The sequence below is a fragment of the Pontibacter sp. HSC-14F20 genome (assembly GCF_019599265.1).
GTDB lineage: Bacteria > Bacteroidota > Bacteroidia > Cytophagales > Hymenobacteraceae > Pontibacter.
The window spans coordinates 35996-53846 of sequence record NZ_JAHZTC010000001.1 but is presented as its reverse complement, the minus strand read 5'-3'; the positions used below and the strand labels follow the sequence as shown (position 1 = coordinate 53846).

Sequence of the window (17851 nt, the reverse complement as noted above, 5' to 3'; positions counted from 1 at the left end):
CTTTATTCATTATACTCCATTAATCATTAATCATTCGTCATTATTTATTGCCCTTGGCGTGGTCGGCCAGGAATTTCTGCAAACCAATATCAGTCAGCGGGTGGTTCAGCAGACCCGTGATCACAGAAAGCGGGCAGGTTACCACATCGGCACCCAACTCAGCGCACTGCACCAGGTGCATTACGTGACGAACAGAAGCTGCCAGTACTTGCGTCTGGTAGCCGTAGTTGCCGTAAATGTGCACAATCTGCTCGATCAGCTGCAAACCATCTGTTGACACATCGTCCAGACGACCAACGAACGGAGACACATAAGTAGCACCTGCCTTAGCAGCCAGAATAGCCTGACCAGCAGAGAATACCAGTGTACAGTTGGTTTTGATACCGCGCTCGCTGAAGTGACGGATCGCCTTTACGCCTTCACGCGTCATCGGCACTTTCACTACGATGTTTGGGTGCAGTTCGGCCAGGATTTCCCCTTCGCGTACCATGCCGTCGAAGTCCGTTGCGATCACTTCAGCGCTGATGTCGCCATCCACGATTTCGCAAATCTGCTTGTAGTGTGCCATCACATTATCGTGTCCGAAGATGCCTTCTTTGGCCATCAGCGATGGGTTGGTGGTAACACCGTCGAGCACACCGAGGTCGTGCGCTTCCTGAATTTCCTGCAGGTTTGCAGTATCAACAAAGAATTTCATAATGCTGAGGATGTAGATTTTCCTACAAATCTAACGCAATATGCCCTAAGTCAAAAGACATTGTATAAAAGATGCAGGACAATTAGGGTATATGCCCCTTAAAGCAGGTTAACCTACTGTATGGCAGGGTATAGCAGAAGTAATAGGGCTTAAAACAAAAAGACCGGCAGAGAGCCGGTCAGAAAAGTATGGGCAAAAAAAAAGTGGCAAACCAACATCGCGCCGCTTCAACCATCTACCCTTGCTGCCTTCCGGCCCTGGGGGAGTTCGACGGGAGCTGGCCGTGCCGATTTGCCGTTACAAAAGTACGAAGATTATCTTGAAGTGCAAATTTATTCTTGAGAATCATCTATCAGGATTACCGGAGGAAGCCGATCGTGCTACTACTCAGTCAGTTTAATTTTAAAAGGATGATTGCTATACTTGCGGAGGGGAATGTGAATATCTCGCTGAATCTTTCACAACTGCGCGTATTAATGCTGGATACACAGGTATAGCTTGTCTGACTTAGGGTATTCAGGATTCCCGTGCATGATTAACATCCCCCTGCCCCCTTCAAAGGAGGAATCTTAGCCGCTACTATATAGGTATAAGAAGCGCTGCAGTAACTGTCACACGCCACTGGCAGGTATAGCAAAGGTAACTTGCCCCTTGAACTATGAAACAGATCACCTAAGCCAGGTGCACTTTTGGGCACTCCACTGTTGGGGGTGAAGGGGTCACCCTGTCAAGAGCGTTCAGCGAGTGGGGGTAGGGGCTCTCGATTTTTGTGTCAAGAGAAAAAGTGAGTGCCCGCCGCACAGGCGAAGCTATAGAACAAAACTAGTTGCTACACCAAATATGCCACCGCTACGCCAGCTATAAAATGGCATCATACTTAACCAAATTCCTGCTTCCGCTAGACTTGCCGTATACTAAAAAGCACTAACACGCTATACCTGTACCAGCCTGCCCCACCCCATTACTACACCTCTCAAAACATATCTCCCCTATTTTTGGCAAAAAAGCCTAATACACCTTACCTTTGCGCATGCCAGAAAAAATACTGATTCTCGACTTCGGCTCCCAGTACACCCAGTTGATCGCAAGACGGGTGCGCGAGCTAAATGTGTATTGTGAGATTTATCCTTACAATAATGTTCCGGAACTAACGGAAGATGTCAAAGGCGTTATTCTATCGGGTAGCCCCTGCTCGGTGCGCGACCACGAACACCCTACCATCGATTTGAGCCAGTTTATGGGCAAGCTCCCATTGCTGGGCGTGTGCTACGGCGCACAGCTGATCGCTTACGAGAACCAGGGCGAAGTAACCCCATCCACCATCCGCGAGTATGGCCGTGCCAGACTAACTGAGCTTCACACAGCCAATCGCCTGATGAAAGAACTCACACCGGGTTCGGTTGTGTGGATGTCGCATGGTGATACCATCAAAGAAATTCCAGACAATTTTGAAGTAATAGCCAGTACTGAAACTGTGCGCGTAGCTGCTTATAAACTGCGTGACCAGGAAACCTACGGTATTCAGTTTCATCCGGAAGTAACACACTCCGACGAAGGCAAAACCCTGCTTCGCAACTTCGTAGTACACATCTGCGATTGCCAGCAGGACTGGACGTCTGAGCAGTTTGTGGAAGCAACCGTTGCAGATCTAAAGCAGCAACTGGGCGATGACAAAGTAGTACTCGGGCTTTCCGGCGGTGTGGATTCGAGTGTGGCCGCTATGCTGATTCACGAGGCGATCGGTAAGAATCTGTACTGCATTTTTGTAGATAACGGCTTGTTGCGTAAAGACGAATTTGAGTCGGTACTTGACTCTTACAAGCACATGGGCCTGAATGTGAAAGGCGTGGATGCTAAGGAAAGATTTTACACGGCACTGGCCGGCATCTCTGATCCGGAAGGCAAGCGCAAAGCCATTGGCCGCGTGTTCATTGAGGTATTCGATGATGAAGCGCACAAGATTGAGGACGTGAAGTGGCTGGCACAGGGTACGATCTACCCGGACGTAATCGAATCCATGAGCGTAAAAGGTCCTTCGGCTACCATCAAGTCGCACCACAACGTAGGCGGTCTGCCTGATTTCATGAAACTGAAAGTGGTGGAGCCACTCAAGGCGCTCTTTAAAGACGAGGTACGACTGGTAGGTAAAACACTGAAAATCGACGACAACATTCTGGGCCGCCATCCTTTCCCTGGTCCGGGCCTTGCAATCCGTATCTTGGGCGATATCACGCCAGAAAAAGTAAACGTGTTGCAGCAGGTAGATCACATCTTCATCAGCAACCTGAAAAAGTCAGGCTTGTATGACGAGGTATGGCAGGCAGGTGCTATCCTGACACCGGTGCAATCAGTAGGTGTTATGGGCGACGAACGTACGTACGAGAATGTAGTAGCGCTTCGTGCTGTAACCTCTATAGACGGGATGACAGCAGACTGGAGCCGTTTGCCGTATGAGTTCCTGGCTGATGTTTCTAACGAGATCATCAATAAAGTAAAAGGTGTGAATCGCGTGGTATACGACATCAGCTCAAAACCACCGGCAACCATTGAGTGGGAATAGTAATTAATGAGTGAATTTTGAATGAGTGATTGAGTGAATGGTTTTTCAGTATTATTCACTCAATCACTCATTCGCTCATTCAAAACTGAATAGAACATGAAAGGAAGCTTATTGAAGCATGCAGCGGGTGTGCTGCTTTTGGCTGTGCTTGTGCTGCCGGCACAGGCTCAGCAGGATTATAGCACAACCTATAGCAATGGCAAGGTACTGATAGATCAGGAGCGTTACGACAAGGCCATGGCCGAGCTTTTGCCTGTCACGCAGGCCGGACCTAAGAATCAATACGCTCCCGAAGCTGCTTACCTCTATGCCTTAGCGGCGCTCAAGGCAAATAAACTGCCGGAAGCCCGTCGTATGTTGCAGCAGCTTCAGGGTCAGCATCCAAACTGGCCCAACCAGCCCGAAGCGAGTTACCTCCTCGGCAATGTACTTTTTGAGCAAAGTGAATACGAACAGGCGCTGGCCGAGTTGAACAGTATACGATCTGCAAAGCTGCAAGCCGATGCCGAAAAGCTGAAGCGCCACTACCTGATGCGGATCACCGACCGCGGCGCTTTTGAGCAGTTGCTGCAGCGCTACCCAGACGACAATGCTGTAGCCCAGTCTTATGCTGACAAGCTGATAGCGGGCTGGTACCGTCCTGAAGACAAATCCAATTTGGAAAGCATTGTATCGAAGCACCGTCTGGACCGTAACCGCTACCTGAGTGCCAATGCTATGCGCAAGCAGGTATATAATGTAGCTGCCCTGATGCCATTTCAACTGGACCAGGACCTGGGACAGGCAGCACGCAAAAACCAGTTTGCCACCGACCTCTATGCCGGTATGAAGATGGCCCAGGATTCGCTCAAGCGCCAGGGTATTAACATTAACCTCTATGCCTACGATGCAGGTACAGACACAACTGCCGTAAAGCGCCTTCTGGAAACTTCAGAGCTGAAGGGTATGGATCTGGTTATTGGTCCTGTCTACAGATCATCCGCCAAAATTACTGCCCGTTTTGCATCACAGAACAATGTGAACGTGGTCAATCCGCTTTCGCAGGATCTCGAAGTAGCTGGTGAGAATCCGAACATTTTCTTGTTTGAGTCTTCTGTAGCAACGCAGGCGCAACAGGCTGCCACCTACGCTTACAATACATTTGAGCCTAAAACAGCCGTTATCCTGCACGAAGACAACAAAGATGACATCGCTTTTAGCCAGCACTACCGTGAGCAATTCCTGAAGCTGGGAGGGAAAATAGTAACCTATAAAAAAATAAGTTCAGCCCAGAGCGCTGCCACCGCCGCTGTTTTTAAAGACTTGCAATTGGAAGGTATAGGCCATCTGGCTGTCTTCTCCGATCAGATGACAGCCGCTGCCAATACGATTAGCACCCTACAGTCAAGAGCTGCCACCCTCCCGCTGGTTACTTTTGAAAACTGGCTGGGTATTGGGCAATTGACACTGCGCCAGTTGGATGACCTGGAAATCTATTTTGTGAACCCGAAATACATTGACCAGATGAGTCCGGCGGTGCGTAACTTTCGCAAAAGGTACGCTGCCAGGTATAACATGCCGCCCTCTCCGTATGCTTACGCTGGCTTTGAGATGATGTATTACTTCGGAACATTACTTCAAAAATACGGTACTCGCTTCAACCTGGCTTTAGGGTCAGAAGGAATCAAACCGGGTATTTTCTATCAGGGTATAGGGTATACCAATCGTGCAGCTCTCAACGAAGTGCGCCGCGATAACCAATACATCCCGATCACCAAGCTGGAGAACCTGCAACTGACTGTCGTAAATCCGGTTTTTTAAGTATCTCGGCAGCACAATTCAAGGTATAGCCGCCTGATCACACTATTGCTTTTAACTATCAAAGAACTCAGCATTATGAAAATAGCACTAATCAGCGAAGAACTTTTCCAGCGGGCACAGCACTCCATACCGGGCGGGGTAAACTCTCCTGTTCGTGCCTTCAGGGCCGTAGGTGGCAATCCGCGTTTTATGGTTTCGGCCAAAGGGCCTTACATGTACGACGAGGACGGCAACCGTTACATGGAATTTATCAACTCCTGGGGACCGATGATCCTGGGTCATGCCGCTGAGATAGTACAGGAAGCGGTGCAGCAGGCTATACCTCAATCGCTTTCTTTTGGGGCCCCTACACGCAAAGAAATCGAGATTGCGGAGTTGATCGTGGACATGGTACCGTCGATTGAGAAGGTGCGCATGGTAAACTCTGGTACAGAGGCTACTATGTCGGCGGTGCGTGTGGCCAGAGGCTATACCGGTCGCAACAAAATGATCAAGTTCGAGGGCTGCTACCACGGCCACGGCGATTCTTTCCTGATCGCTGCCGGTAGCGGCGCCATTACCCTTGGCGTTCCGGACAGCCCGGGTGTAACGCAGGGCGTTGCCGCCGATACGCTTACCGCTCCCTTCAACGATCTGGAGGCAGTTAAGGCCTTAGTGGAAGCCAACAAAGATCAGGTAGCGGCCATCATCCTGGAGCCGGTAGCCGGTAACATGGGCCTGGTGCTGCCAGCGCCGGGTTTCCTGCAAGGTCTGCGTGACCTCTGTACCAAAGAAGGCATCGTGCTGATATTTGACGAAGTAATGACAGGTTTCCGTCTGGCACCGGGTGGCGCGCAGCAGCTGTTTGGTGTTACGCCGGATATGACCACACTCGGTAAGATCATCGGGGGCGGTATGCCAGTGGGCGCTTATGGCGGCAAGAAAGAGATCATGAACTTTGTAGCACCTGCCGGCCCCGTATACCAGGCAGGTACGCTCTCGGGTAACCCTATTGCGATGTCAGCAGGTATGGCCATGCTGCAGTACCTGCAGGCTCATCCGGAGGTATACACGAACCTGGAGCAGACTACAAATAAAATGGTAAACGGCATGAAGCAGAACATGCAGGAACTTGGCAAGAATTTCGCGATCAACCACGTGGGCTCTATGTTCAGTATTTTCTTTACAGAGCAGCCTGTTACAGATTTCGAAAGCGCCAAAACCTCCGATACAGCCATGTTTGGTCGTTACTTCAACGGCATGCTGCAGCACGGCGTATACCTGGCACCTTCACAGTACGAGTCACTCTTTGTGTCTACAGCGATAACAGACGAATTGGTAGAAGAATATATCAAAGTAAACCGCGAGGCACTACAGGAAGCTTTACAGCAATAAGCTATACCTTATAATAAGACAAAAGAAGACATGAATCATCCCGGAGTTTAGGAATGGGATGAAAAAGGAAAACCTCCTGTTTTGTGGTTGTATGACCATTTAAAAACAGGAGGTTTTTATGTTTACTACTTCTAAAAACGCATCTTTCCAGGCTGAGGTTCTCTCCCAGGCCCGTTTTTTCTCCCACCGCCTGGAGGATTTCCTCGCTCCCTTCCTGGTGCAGCTCGACCGGCTGCTGGACCACCGCCTTGTTTTGACCTTCCAGGCCCTGTGCCAGGCACTGGTGCGCCACCGCAGCCGCTCCTCGGGCCTGCTTTTGAGCGAGCTGGGCGGGGTGCTGCTCTCCCCCCACAAGGCGCCGGCTGGCACCAAGCGCCTCTCCAACCTGTTGAGGAGCAAAAAATGGTCGGCCGAAGCCATCACCGATTACCTGACGGGTGAAGCCCAAACGTATGTGGATAGGCTCCTGGAGCAGGAGCGGGAGCTGCCCCTCTTGCTCTGGGACGAGAGCGTGCAGGAGAAAACCGAAAGCATCAAAAGCCAGGGCCTGTGTGCTGTGCGCAGCATGAAGGCCAGGCGGCAGCTGCGCGTAAAGCCCGGTTATTATGATCCCCCTACCCGTCAGCCGGTGCATGTGCCGGGTTTCCGCTGGGTGGGGCTTTTGTGCTGCGGCCTGTGGGCTCAGCCCCGCCTGGCCCGCTTCACGTGGTGGACCAGCCGGGGGATAAACGCCACTTCCCTGGAGCAAGTCAGGCTCTGGCTGCTGTTGTGGGCCCGCCAGGCCTTCGGCAGGGCCGTGCTGCACGTCTTTGACCGCGGCTACGCCTCCTCTAGGTGGCTGGGGCTGCTCTTGGCCCGAGGAGACCGCTTTCTTTTACGCTGGCCTTCCCGCTACAAGCTTCTGGACGTGAAGGGACTGCTGAAAAATGGCTACCGCTTTTCGGTGGGCAAAAAAGCCACCTCCTCCAAGGTAGTGCGCGACATGGTGCGCCAGCTCACCTACCGCCGCAGCCTCCTCTGGCAGCGCTGCCTGCACCCCGACTACCCCGACTGCCCGCTCACTTTGATCATCTGCCGGCCGGGCCGAAAGGGCCGCCCGCCCTGGTATTTGCTCACCAATGAAGAGGTGCACACGGACCGGGACGCCTGGCGGTTGGTCTTTGCCTACGCCCGCCGCTGGCAGGTCGAGCAGGCCTTCCGCTTCAACAAGGCAGAGATGGGCATGGAGAGCTGCCGCCTCTGGTTCTGGGACAATAGAATGAAGCTGCTGCAGATCGTCACGCTGGTGTATGCCTTCCTGCTCTCGCTGCTGGAAAAGGAGCTGCGCCAGGCGGTCTCCAACCTGCTCCGGCAGGGCTGCCATAGAACAGGAAAGCGGTGCAGGAAAACTCCCACACCGCTTTACCGCATCCGCCTGGCACTGGCCAACTTATGGAATCTGCTCTACTTATCCCTGATTCAAACTCCGGGATGATTCATGTTTCTATTCAAGTCAGGTATAGCCTGATATTACTGAAAAAGGAGAAGCTTTTGATAGCAACTTGGTCGTCATCCTGCCTGACCATTTAGCAATTCAACAATTTAACAACTCAGCAATTCAACAATCAACCATTTTGCTTACTTTTACGGTCATAACTTTGCACCCCCATGATTCTTACAGATAAGCAGATTTTAGCAGAGATCGAGAAAGGCACTATTCTGATTGAGCCATTCAAACGCTCTGGCCTTGGCACCAATTCCTACGACGTACACCTGGGCCGCTACCTGGCCACTTACCGCGACGAAGTGCTGGACGCCCGCCACCATAACCAGATCGATGTGTTTGAGATTCCGGAGGAGGGATTTGTGCTGCAGCCCAATACGCTATACCTGGGTGTAACGCTGGAGTATACCGAAACACACGCGCACGTTCCATTCCTGGAAGGCAAGTCTAGCGTAGGTCGTTTGGGTATCGATATCCATGCAACCGCTGGGAAAGGCGATGTAGGTTTCTGCAATACCTGGACACTGGAAATTTCGGTAACCCAGCAGGTACGCGTATACCATGGTATGCCGATAGGCCAGCTGATTTATTTCGAAGTGAAAGGTGGTATCGAGAACTACTACAACAGTAAAGTAAACGCTAAATACAACAATCGCACAACCAAACCCGTCGAGTCGATGATGTGGCGGAACGAATGGTAGTGTATCACATAAAACTTTAAAAAAAGGCCAAATATTAACTTGTTTGGCCTTTTTTGGCATTATTTCTGCACAATATTACCCGTATTCGACACTGAGAGGGCATTCAAAAAAAATTTATGATGCCGGAATCATTTACAAGTGACCCACGTTTTAAAACTACGATGCCTCAGAATAGAATCTAAAAGCATTGAAAACACCAAAAACACTAAAATTATGAAAAAGCTACTGGTAATGACATTGATGGTATTCGGAACTGTATTCGGCGCATTTGCTACAGGTAACAACTTAACAGTTGTGGCTGAGAAGCGTGCTAACCACCTTTCTGAGCAAATGATCCGTGAATTGCGTCTGAACAACTACCAGTCAAATAAAGTTAGAGAGATCAACCTGGATGTAGCTGCCCAGATCACCGAAATTGAGCAGCAGCATGCGGGCAACGAGCAGTTGATTGCAGAGAAGTGCAAGGAAGTGCTGGCGGCTCGTGACCTGCAGTTCGAGGATATTCTGAGCACAGTGCAGTACAACGACTACTTCGGTGACCGCAAAATGTACTCGAAAGCTGACCGTGAGTTTGTAACAAGCCTGAACGAGCAGGGTTCTCAGAACCTGGCTACAAACCAGGATGCTAATAAAAACGCAGTTGCCTCTAACGTAAATTAATCCGAAATAAACTTTAAAAGCATAAAAGCCACCTCTATAGGTGGCTTTCATTGTTTACAGTCTAGTTATTTTCCTTTTTGCGTTCTTCTTCTACGTGGCTCATCAGGTCCTCGCACAGGGCGCGCATTTTATCGGCCATTACTTTGTCGCTGGTGGCAGTGGCGATGCTCTGTGCCATGGCGCCAATGGTATCGATATAGAAATACTTCATTTCGTCGATCGGCATATCCTTGGTCCAAAGATCAATTTTCATCGTACCTGCTTCGTCGCGATCCCACAGGGAAATGTTGATGGCCTTGGCAAAATGGATCTTTTCACCTGCGTCAGTGGCTCTCCAGCTAATGGCTTCTGGTATACGCTGCTCGTCTAGTGCTATGCTAAAGTATATCTCAGACTTCTTCATTTTCTTTTCTTTTTAAACTTTGGGCTATATATATCTCGTACTATGCTTGAATACTAAAACCAAGTACAAAGTTACGCGATGCGCTACGGAATAAAAACCTTCTTCATTCTTTTTAGCCTGACCATCCTCTCGGGGTGCGCCAGCTTAACCTCATCTATTAAAAAACCGAAACTCTATACCGTCGCTTTTTATAATACTGAGAAGCTCTACGATACCCAGAATGATCCCAAAACAGATGATGACGGCTTCACACCGGACGGGGTTATGCAATGGGACCAGAACAGGTATAAGACCAAAATACGCCATATTGCAGAAGTGATTCAGACCATTGGAGGTAAGAACGGACCTGATATCATCGGACTTTGTGAGGTGGAGAACCGGCAGGTACTGGATGATCTTGTGAATTCTTCGCCACTTCGCAAACGCCGCTTCGGCATCATCCACTACGACTCACCAGACCCAGAGGGACTCGACGTGGCGATGCTCTACAACCCAAAGGAATTTAAGCCGACGACGCACACTATTCTGCCCATTACGTTCTCAGAAAAGGGATTCGCGTCGCGTGGCATTCTGCGGGTGAAGGGTACGCTGGCCGGTGAGCCGGTTACAGTCTATGTGAACCACTGGCCTGAAGACCGAGGAAGTAGTGCTCTGGGCGCTGCCCACAGGCGTGATGCTGCAGCTGAACTCCGACGTCAGCTGGATGCTCAGTTGAAAACAGACAAGAATGCCAGAATCATCGTGCTGGGCGACTTTGCAGACGAACCGAACTCCGTGAGTGTGGAGAAGGTGTTGAAGGCTTCTGGTCGTCCTAATCCTGCTTTCCAGGATGAGTTGTTTAATACGTTCTACCTGTGGTTTGTGCAGGGAAACGGCAGTTACCACACCCGTAACGACAACAAGATGCGCGACCAGATCATGGTTTCCAAGTCGATGGTAAACACCCAGGCAGGCTTGCATTATGTACATGGTTCCGCCCAGATCCATGATCCTGAGTTTGCCAAATTCACGTTCGGCAGGTATAAGGATACGCCTCGCCAGACCTGGTCACATACCTTATACTTGGGCGGGTTTAGCGATCACTTCCCGGTATACATCAAACTGCAGCGGTAGGCGCCAGTAAGCTGCCCTATAAAACAGGAAAGGCGAACCATAACGGTCCGCCTTTCTGCATTAGGAGAAATTATTTACTTATACGTAATTGTTCAGCATTACAGGCATCACCAGCATCAGAACATTTTCATTATCTTCATTTGCAAGCGGCATGAGCAGTCCGGCACGGTTCGGTGTAGACAGCTCAAAAGAGATTTCGTCAGCGTCGATGTTGTTGAGCATTTCGATCAAAAACTTCGCGTTGAAGCCGATTTCCATGTCTTCACCGTCATACTGGCAAGTCAGTCGCTCGTTTGCTTCGTTAGAGAAGTCTAGGTCTTCAGCAGAAACCTGCAGCTCAGAACCTGACAGCTTCAGCCGAATCTGGTGTGTGGTCTTATTGGAGTAGATGGAGATACGACGCACAGAGCTCAGCAGAGCGGCGCGGTCAATCACCAGTTTATTCGGGTTTTGAACCGGTATTACGTTCTCGTAGTCTGGATAACGCTCGTCGATCAGACGGCAGATCATGCGGATATTGTCGAAGCTAAAGAAAGCGTTAGATTGGTTGAACTCCATACGCACAGCGGTTGCCTCAGAAGGCAGCGTAGACTTCAACAGCGTGAAGGCTTTGCGTGGAATGATCAGAGAAGCTTCCTGAGCCGTAGCGATATCCGTACGACGGAAACGTAGCAAACGGTGACCGTCTGTTGCTACAAAGGTTACATTATCAGAGCGCAGCTGCACGTAGATACCCGTCATGGCTGGACGAAGCTCGTCGTTGCTTACTGCAAAAATAGTCTTGTTAATGGCACGGGCGAGCACGTTAGACGGAATCTCGATAGCACTGCCCCCTTTCACCACAGGTATGCGCGGGAAGTCAGTTGCATTTTCGCCGGAGAGCTTGTAGCGTCCGTTTGCCGAGCTGATCTCGATGGTATAGGTCTCTTCGTCGATCGTAAAAGTTACCGGCTGGTCTGGCAGGTTCTTCAGCGTCTCGATCAGAATTTTGGCAGGAGCAGCAATGCGGCCGCTTTCCTTCGCCTCTACCTGCAGTTCGGTGATCATGGAGGTTTCCAGGTCACTGGCTGTGATGGTGAGGGTGCTGTCGTTGATTTCGAACAGGAAATTTTCGAGGATAGGGACCACCGGGTTGTTGGTCACTACGCCGTTTATGCTGGCTAACTGCTTCAAAAGAGCAGAAGAAGAGACGATAAATTTCATTATGTATAGCTATAATGTTATTTGGACAAAGTTAAAAAATTTTCGCATTTATACTACCTGAAACGGGCCGGCATTTCACAATTTCTTTACATACAGGGCAAAAAAATTAGAAGTGCTCGTAGCGGCGCTTGCGCAGGTAGTAACGCACCACACCAAATAGGCCCAGCAGCACGATCGGGGCCACCAGGTTGAGCAATTGCCAGTAAGTGCGCTCCTCCTTTACCCGCACTCTGTCCAGTGGGCGTAGCTGTATTTCTTTACTGCGTACATTGATCAAACCTTCAGAGTCCAGCAGGTAGTGAATCGTGTTCATGGCAAGCTCGCGATTGGCAAATGTCACGTTGTTATACCTGTCAAAGCCTAGTTCATAAGCCTGTCCGGTACGTGGGTTTACCTCGTTACGCACCAGGTCGCCATCCGAGAAAACTGCTATTTTGTTCGGTACTCCTGTCTCTTTCACTTGCGGGTTCGCGGCTCCCTCCGGTGCTCTCCTGTTACGGAAGAGCGAAGTAAAGGCACCTTCCAGTAAGTATCCCACTGGCTGCGGACCAGCCTGGTACTGCTCCGGCTTCACTTCCATACGGGCTTCTTCTAGTGTAAGCGGCACAGGCGGCTGCAAAACACGAGAGTAAACCGAGGTATAGACCAGCGGAGTTTTGCGGATTCCGTCGGCCCGCACCGTGTCCATCGTTCCGATGAATTTGGAGTATACTGCATCAATGTTGCGCGTGATCGGGTGTTTGCTGAAAGTGTTGAGCAGCGGATAAAAACGCCAGTTGATCATTTCCGTCTGCGGCCGCTCGCCCATATACCCGGTTACGATCGGTATAAAACCAGAGTTCAGATCCATGATCATCGTCGGGTTCAGGCGCACACCGTAGCGGAAAAGCAGATCATCCAGGTTGAGGTTGTAGGGCATGGCAAACATGCCACCTGCTCCTACGCTGTCCATATTTGCGTTGAGGGCATCCACGAAGAAAACGGCCTTGCCCCCGTTCATGATGAACTGGTCGATCTTATACTTGTCGGCTTCGGTGAAAGCTTCGGTTGGCTTGGCAATGATGATCAAATCCAACCCCTCTAATGAAGGGATATCGCGCAGCTCGCCGCGGGCTACCCGGTAAAACTCCTGTAAAGATCCCAGCAAATCCGTCACGTTCTGCGTCTCCAACTGCCCCTGTCCGCTGATATAACCGATGGTTTTGTTGCCCTGGAAAGCCATTTTACGGATCGCAGTGGCCAGTTCATACTCCACACCTTCTACCGATTGGTTTAATCGCTCGTCAGGGGAAGCAGCCAGATTGCCTTTCAGCAGCATCACGCCGGTTTCCTTGCCTTTGTACATGATACGCGCACCCGGGAATACGAGACGCTCCACTTGCTTGCCGCCTTCACTGGCCCGTAGGTTTGTTGGCTGTATACCTGACGCTGCCAGTTTCTGGAAAAATTCTGTACGTTGCTGCTCGTCCGTTATATCGTTCGGATCGATGAATTCGTAGCGCACGTTGCCACCTGAGTAAATGCGGAATTCATCCAGCGTCTCGCGCACCGATTGCTGCAGGCGCTTGAAGCCCGCCGGGAATTCGCCTTCCAGGTATACCTCTACGAACACCGGTTCGGGAAGCTCGGACAACATCTGCTTGGTAACAGGTGAAATGGTATAGCGCTTGTCCTCCGTCAGGTCGAGGCGGAAAAAGAAGTTGGCGGCCAGTACGTTGAGAAATACAATGGCCGCTATTGCGATCAGAAACCGGGTAAGGTCGCGGCTGCGCTTACTTTTAGGTATCGTTGCCTGCTCTGTTACCATTTTCTGCTGCTTAGGACAAGTTTGGTGGAAAGAATCATGATCGCGATCACACTCAGAAAATAGAGCACGTCACGCGAGTCGATCAGCCCTTTGCTGATGGCCGAATAATGGTACTCTATACCTAACTGGCTGATAAAATAGCCGCTCCCGCCCCACACCGGTATAGAAGCGATCAACTCGAAGCCGGCGTAAAAAATATAGCACAGGAAAATGGCGATCACAAAAGAAATGATCTGGTTATCGGAAACAGAAGAAGCAAAAACCCCGATGGCCGCAAACACGCCCGCCAGAAATATCAATCCTAGGTATGAGCCTACCACAGCGGCAGAGTCCACGTTGCCTTGCGGGTTACCGAGTTCGTACACAGTATAGTAGTAGATCAGGGTAGGTATAAGGGCGAAGAGCGCCAGCAGGAGCGCTGCGAAGTATTTGCCCAGGATAAGTTGTAGATCTGAGATCGGCTTGGTGAGCAGGAGCTCGATCGTACCTTCACGTTTCTCTTCGGCAAAGGTGCGCATGGTGATGGCCGGAATCAGGAACAGAAACAGCCAGGGGGCCATGTTAAACAGCGTCTGCATGTCAGCAAAGCCGTAGTCGAGCACGTTGCTCTCAGGGAAGACCCACATGAACATGCCGATGGCCACCAAAAACACCGTAATCACAATATAGGCGATCAGGGTATTCAGGAAGCCGTTAAATTCTTTCTTAAGTATAGCGAGCATTAATTATACCTACTTCGTGAGTTGTTGGAATATCTTTTCGAGGGAGTTTTCTTCATGGCGCAGGCCGACTAAAGGCCATTGGCGCTCGGCAGCGACACGAAAAAGGGTAGCGCGGATATCAGTATCCTTGCGTGAAACTACCCGGTAAGTCGCGCCCTCTGTAAGCGTAGCCGTCAGTACACCCGGTACCTGCTCCAGGGCTTCTACAGGTATAGGCTGCTCAAACTCCACCAGGGTCGTCTTTTCATTGCGGGCACCGGCCTGCAGGCTGGCTACGTCACTATCAGCTACCAGTTTGCCGCGGTTGATGATCACGACGCGGTCGCAAATGGCGGTTACCTCCTGCATAATGTGGGTCGAGAAGATCACAGTTTTGTCTTGGCCGATGCGCTTGATCAGTGCCCGGATCTCTACAATCTGGTTGGGGTCGAGGCCGGTGGTTGGTTCATCGAGAATCAGTACTTGCGGCTCGTGCACCAGCGCCTGTGCCAGTCCCACCCGCTGCCGGTAACCTTTGGAAAGCGCCCCGATCTTTTTGCCCTGCTCCAGCGTGAGTCCGCATAATTCCACCATTTCCTGAACGCGTTCCTTTGACTGGCGACCTTTCAGGCCATAAACAGAAGCCACAAATTGCAGGTACTCGTGCACATACATATCCAGGTATAGCGGGTTGTGTTCCGGCAGGTAGCCTACGCTGCGACGCACGGCAATGGAGTCCTGTACGACATCGTAGCCATTCACGAGCACCGTACCACTGGTAGGGGGCAGGTAGCAGGTCGCGATCTTCATGGTGGTGGACTTGCCGGCACCATTCGGACCCAGGAAGCCTAGAATCTGACCTTGCCCAACGGAGAAGGAAATATCGTCGACGGCCCGCTGCGACCCGAATATTTTGGTAAGGTTCTTTACTTCAACTGACATGTTTGTAATGATTAATGAATAATGAACAATGAACAGGCTTTCCTCATTATTCAATCATCATCCGAATTTCATCATAAATTAGGCCTGCAAAGCTACAAAAGCTGATTCAAATATCTGCTATACCTGCTTTCTCCCCTTCGGCATCAAAGGACGCACTTCTATGTCTACATGATGGTAATTAGGGTGCGATTCCAGGCAATGCAAAATGGTAGAAGCGATGTCTTCCGGTCGCATCATATTATCGTTCACGGTCACGCTGTCGATGTTGTCGAAGAAGTTGGTTTGCACCGAGCCAGGGTAGATGCAGGTGACTTTCACACCATAATCGCGCACCTCTTTGTAGAGTGAGTGCGAAATGCCCCGCACCGCATGCTTGGTGGCGCAGTAAGCCGACATTTGCGCTATACCTGTGGTACCCGCAATGGAAGAGATATTGATGATGTGCCCCTCTCCCATCTCCTTCATACCCGGCACCACCAGACGGGTGCAGTAGAAGAGGCCATGCACGTTGGTATCGAACATCAGGTGCCACTCGTCCAAGTCCTGGTCTTCGAGCATGGCAGAGCGACCCAGGCCGGCATTGTTTACCAACACACTAACTTGTCCACTAAAATGCTCTACAGTATGCTTATAGGCCATTTGTACTGAGTCGGCATTACGAACGTCGCATTCTACAAACTCAAAATTCTCGTGCTGCACTTCCGGCGATGTTCTTCCCCAGCCTGCCACTATCGCGCCCTGATCCAGTAGTGCATTTACAGTTGCCAGCCCTATACCTCTGCTCACGCCGGTTACCACGGCTATCTTATTTTCCAGTTTCATGGTTTTTCGTTTTTGGGTTTGTTATAGCCTGTAAAGCAGTCCTATCCGGAGCACTTGGGTATATAACTTCATGTTGGCGCCATCCATATTTGCGCGGTGGTTTCGGAGGCCATGCGCATAGCTAAGCGACGCACCAAAATGGCCCTTATACCCCGTCAATCCCAGTCGTGGTCTGAAATCGGTGTGTAGGATGCCATATTCTTGTTTTATTTTAAATTCGGTACCATCCTCAGTAGTAGCTTCCGACTTTTCTACCTGGCGGTGATTTAGCGCGATGTCTGAGCCCACGGTCAGGTCCAGGTCCAGTACACCATGCATGATACGCCAGCCCAGGTAAGGTTGCACGTTGATGTTATTTGCCACGATTACCGCTTTTCCATCAGCAGGAGTTGTTATAGATGAACTATAGTCTGCTAAGCCATAAATCCTATCTATATTGGCCCGGCTACGCAATTGCTCGTACCCTACCTGCGCCCCGAGCAGAAAACCCCTAGCTGTCACATACTGACCCTGCAAACTGGCCCCATAGGTTGCATTATACCTACTGCCGTAGGGGTTAGACGTATGCACAAACTCCTGCCTGGAACCATGAACCAACATCATGGTGCTGCGTGTGGCAGATTCTCCTCCAAATCTGGATAAGCCTGAATTCAGCTGGGCGCTGTACTCCATTTTCTGGCCAAATACTACAGTAGCGCTACCCAGCGTGAGTAATAACAGGTATACTTTTTTCATACAGGTATAAGTTTGTTTTTGGTGTAGTTATAGCTGGCATACCTTTCTCGGTTTTTATCCTTGAATATCCCCCAGCTGCGGCCGGATCAAGATCTCTTCAACCACACTATTAGGGGACATGGAATAAGCACCGAAAATCGCCATGGCCACATCGTCAGGCCGCATGAAGCGCTCCGGCGGCAGGTCCACGCCTTCCCAGCTAGCCGTTAAAGTTGCGCCTGGCAGAATGGCCGTCACACGCACACCATGCTCTTTCATCTCCTCACGCAAAACTTTTGACATACCCAGTAAAGCATATTTCGAGATGCAGTATGAACCGCCGTTGGTATAAGGGGTAATGCTGGCCGTAGAGCACATGTTGAAGATATGTCCGCTTCTGCGCTTTTTCATATCCGGAACAAAGGCTTTGGTGATGTAATAAGCGCTGTACAGGTTCGTATTGATCATCATCGGCAGCGCAGAGTCTTCCTCTTCGTGCACTTTGCCAGGTATAAACAGGCCACTGTTATTGACAATTACCTCTAACTTTACCTTCAGCCCTTTTACATAGTTGATAAAATTCTTCAGCGAGCCCATATCACTCAGGTCGGCCTCCTGGTAAAACACCTTGGAGAAGGTATAGCGCTCTTCAATCTCCAGCTTTAACTTCTTCAGGTCTTTCTCGTTTCGGGAACAGGTGATGATATGGAAACCCTCTTTTGCAAATTGTTCGATTACGGCTCTTCCAATGCCTTTTGTGCCACCTGTCACCAAAATATACTGCTGCATGTGCTCTATATAGATTTAAGATAATACGTTTTCAAAATTTAACCGTAATATAGGCATTTAAACAGTATTTTTGATTAGAAAC

Annotated in this window: 16 protein-coding genes and 1 other RNA gene; 7 read left to right on the top strand and 10 right to left on the bottom strand. The window is 50.3% G+C overall.

The genetic code is table 11. The features are described from left to right. Window positions 1–40: 40 nt before the first annotated feature. Both fsa and ffs read right to left on the bottom strand, forming a co-directional pair. On the bottom strand, window positions 41–697 hold the full coding sequence (gene fsa, locus K3G39_RS00255) for a fructose-6-phosphate aldolase (protein WP_220624165.1): 657 nt from the start codon (window positions 695–697) through the stop codon (window positions 41–43). Between the two features lie 200 nt (window positions 698–897). Beyond that, window positions 898–995, bottom strand: an RNA gene (gene ffs / locus K3G39_RS00250) — signal recognition particle sRNA small type. A 732-nt stretch (window positions 996–1727) separates the two neighbouring features. Here ffs and guaA point away from each other — a divergent pair. The 6 genes from guaA to K3G39_RS00220 all read left to right on the top strand — a co-directional run bounded on the left by guaA (window position 1728) and on the right by K3G39_RS00220 (window position 9275). Beyond that, window positions 1728–3257: a glutamine-hydrolyzing GMP synthase gene (gene guaA, locus K3G39_RS00245; protein WP_220624164.1), complete on the top strand. Its 1530-nt coding sequence runs from the start codon at window positions 1728–1730 to the stop codon at window positions 3255–3257. 96 nt (window positions 3258–3353) lie between these two features. After that, on the top strand, window positions 3354–5057 hold the full coding sequence (locus tag K3G39_RS00240; RefSeq protein WP_255593664.1) for an ABC transporter substrate-binding protein: 1704 nt from the start codon (window positions 3354–3356) through the stop codon (window positions 5055–5057). Window positions 5058–5132: 75 nt separating this feature from the next. Continuing rightward, window positions 5133–6431, top strand: coding sequence for a glutamate-1-semialdehyde 2,1-aminomutase (hemL, locus tag K3G39_RS00235; RefSeq protein ID WP_220624163.1), 1299 nt, complete (start codon window positions 5133–5135; stop codon window positions 6429–6431). A 118-nt stretch (window positions 6432–6549) separates the two neighbouring features. Continuing rightward, window positions 6550–7905: a transposase gene (locus tag K3G39_RS00230; protein WP_220624162.1), complete on the top strand. Its 1356-nt coding sequence runs from the start codon at window positions 6550–6552 to the stop codon at window positions 7903–7905. A 173-nt stretch (window positions 7906–8078) separates the two neighbouring features. Next, on the top strand, window positions 8079–8615 hold the full coding sequence (gene dcd, locus K3G39_RS00225; protein ID WP_220624161.1) for a dCTP deaminase: 537 nt from the start codon (window positions 8079–8081) through the stop codon (window positions 8613–8615). Between the two features lie 213 nt (window positions 8616–8828). Next, window positions 8829–9275: a hypothetical protein gene (locus K3G39_RS00220; RefSeq protein ID WP_220624160.1), complete on the top strand. Its 447-nt coding sequence runs from the start codon at window positions 8829–8831 to the stop codon at window positions 9273–9275. Window positions 9276–9336: 61 nt separating this feature from the next. Here the strand turns inward: K3G39_RS00220 and gldC are convergent, their stop codons facing one another. After that, window positions 9337–9678 carry a gliding motility protein GldC gene (gldC, locus tag K3G39_RS00215; RefSeq protein ID WP_220624159.1) on the bottom strand — a complete coding sequence of 114 codons (342 nt, stop codon included), beginning with the start codon at window positions 9676–9678 and terminating at the stop codon, window positions 9337–9339. 78 nt (window positions 9679–9756) lie between these two features. On the opposite strand from gldC, the gene K3G39_RS00210 reads away from it, so the two are divergent. Further along, complete coding sequence (locus tag K3G39_RS00210) at window positions 9757–10791, top strand: endonuclease/exonuclease/phosphatase family protein (RefSeq protein WP_220624158.1); 1035 nt, start codon at window positions 9757–9759, stop codon at window positions 10789–10791. Between the two features lie 78 nt (window positions 10792–10869). Here the strand turns inward: K3G39_RS00210 and dnaN are convergent, their stop codons facing one another. The 7 genes from dnaN to K3G39_RS00175 all read right to left on the bottom strand — a co-directional run bounded on the left by dnaN (window position 10870) and on the right by K3G39_RS00175 (window position 17769). Then, window positions 10870–11994, bottom strand: a complete 1125-nt coding sequence (gene dnaN, locus K3G39_RS00205; protein ID WP_220624157.1) for a DNA polymerase III subunit beta — start codon at window positions 11992–11994, stop codon at window positions 10870–10872. 106 nt (window positions 11995–12100) lie between these two features. Beyond that, the gene (gldG, locus tag K3G39_RS00200; protein WP_220624156.1) at window positions 12101–13801 is read right to left on the bottom strand and encodes a gliding motility-associated ABC transporter substrate-binding protein GldG; all 1701 of its coding nucleotides are present in this window, start codon (window positions 13799–13801) and stop codon (window positions 12101–12103) included. Then, the gene (gldF, locus tag K3G39_RS00195) at window positions 13795–14523 is read right to left on the bottom strand and encodes a gliding motility-associated ABC transporter permease subunit GldF (RefSeq protein WP_220624155.1); all 729 of its coding nucleotides are present in this window, start codon (window positions 14521–14523) and stop codon (window positions 13795–13797) included. Before gldF ends, gldG begins: the two co-directional genes overlap by 7 nt. Before the next feature lie 9 nt (window positions 14524–14532). Continuing rightward, a complete protein-coding gene (gene gldA, locus K3G39_RS00190) occupies window positions 14533–15444 on the bottom strand; it encodes a gliding motility-associated ABC transporter ATP-binding subunit GldA (RefSeq protein WP_220624154.1) in 912 nt (303 codons plus the stop codon). A gap of 117 nt (window positions 15445–15561) precedes the next feature. Continuing rightward, on the bottom strand, window positions 15562–16266 hold the full coding sequence (locus K3G39_RS00185; RefSeq protein WP_220624153.1) for an SDR family oxidoreductase: 705 nt from the start codon (window positions 16264–16266) through the stop codon (window positions 15562–15564). Between the two features lie 21 nt (window positions 16267–16287). Beyond that, entirely contained in the window at window positions 16288–17001 is a 714-nt protein-coding gene (locus K3G39_RS00180; RefSeq protein WP_220624152.1) for a hypothetical protein, read from the bottom strand. A gap of 54 nt (window positions 17002–17055) precedes the next feature. Further along, entirely contained in the window at window positions 17056–17769 is a 714-nt protein-coding gene (locus tag K3G39_RS00175) for an SDR family oxidoreductase (RefSeq protein WP_220624151.1), read from the bottom strand. Window positions 17770–17851 lie beyond the last annotated feature (82 nt).

Excerpts from the sequence above, each read along its gene's own strand:
- fsa (WP_220624165.1), bottom strand. The coding sequence starts at position 697 with ATGAAATTCTTTGTTGATACTGCAAACCTGCAGGAAATTCAGGAAGCG.
- guaA (WP_220624164.1), top strand. The coding sequence starts at position 1,728 with ATGCCAGAAAAAATACTGATTCTCGACTTCGGCTCCCAGTACACCCAG.
- K3G39_RS00240 (WP_255593664.1), top strand. The coding sequence starts at position 3,354 with ATGAAAGGAAGCTTATTGAAGCATGCAGCGGGTGTGCTGCTTTTGGCT.
- hemL (WP_220624163.1), top strand. The coding sequence starts at position 5,133 with ATGAAAATAGCACTAATCAGCGAAGAACTTTTCCAGCGGGCACAGCAC.
- K3G39_RS00230 (WP_220624162.1), top strand. The coding sequence starts at position 6,550 with ATGTTTACTACTTCTAAAAACGCATCTTTCCAGGCTGAGGTTCTCTCC.
- dcd (WP_220624161.1), top strand. The coding sequence starts at position 8,079 with ATGATTCTTACAGATAAGCAGATTTTAGCAGAGATCGAGAAAGGCACT.
- K3G39_RS00220 (WP_220624160.1), top strand. The coding sequence starts at position 8,829 with ATGAAAAAGCTACTGGTAATGACATTGATGGTATTCGGAACTGTATTC.
- gldC (WP_220624159.1), bottom strand. The coding sequence starts at position 9,678 with ATGAAGAAGTCTGAGATATACTTTAGCATAGCACTAGACGAGCAGCGT.
- K3G39_RS00210 (WP_220624158.1), top strand. The coding sequence starts at position 9,757 with ATGCGCTACGGAATAAAAACCTTCTTCATTCTTTTTAGCCTGACCATC.
- dnaN (WP_220624157.1), bottom strand. The coding sequence starts at position 11,994 with ATGAAATTTATCGTCTCTTCTTCTGCTCTTTTGAAGCAGTTAGCCAGC.
- gldG (WP_220624156.1), bottom strand. The coding sequence starts at position 13,801 with ATGGTAACAGAGCAGGCAACGATACCTAAAAGTAAGCGCAGCCGCGAC.
- gldF (WP_220624155.1), bottom strand. The coding sequence starts at position 14,523 with ATGCTCGCTATACTTAAGAAAGAATTTAACGGCTTCCTGAATACCCTG.
- gldA (WP_220624154.1), bottom strand. The coding sequence starts at position 15,444 with ATGTCAGTTGAAGTAAAGAACCTTACCAAAATATTCGGGTCGCAGCGG.
- K3G39_RS00185 (WP_220624153.1), bottom strand. The coding sequence starts at position 16,266 with ATGAAACTGGAAAATAAGATAGCCGTGGTAACCGGCGTGAGCAGAGGT.
- K3G39_RS00180 (WP_220624152.1), bottom strand. The coding sequence starts at position 17,001 with ATGAAAAAAGTATACCTGTTATTACTCACGCTGGGTAGCGCTACTGTA.
- K3G39_RS00175 (WP_220624151.1), bottom strand. The coding sequence starts at position 17,769 with ATGCAGCAGTATATTTTGGTGACAGGTGGCACAAAAGGCATTGGAAGA.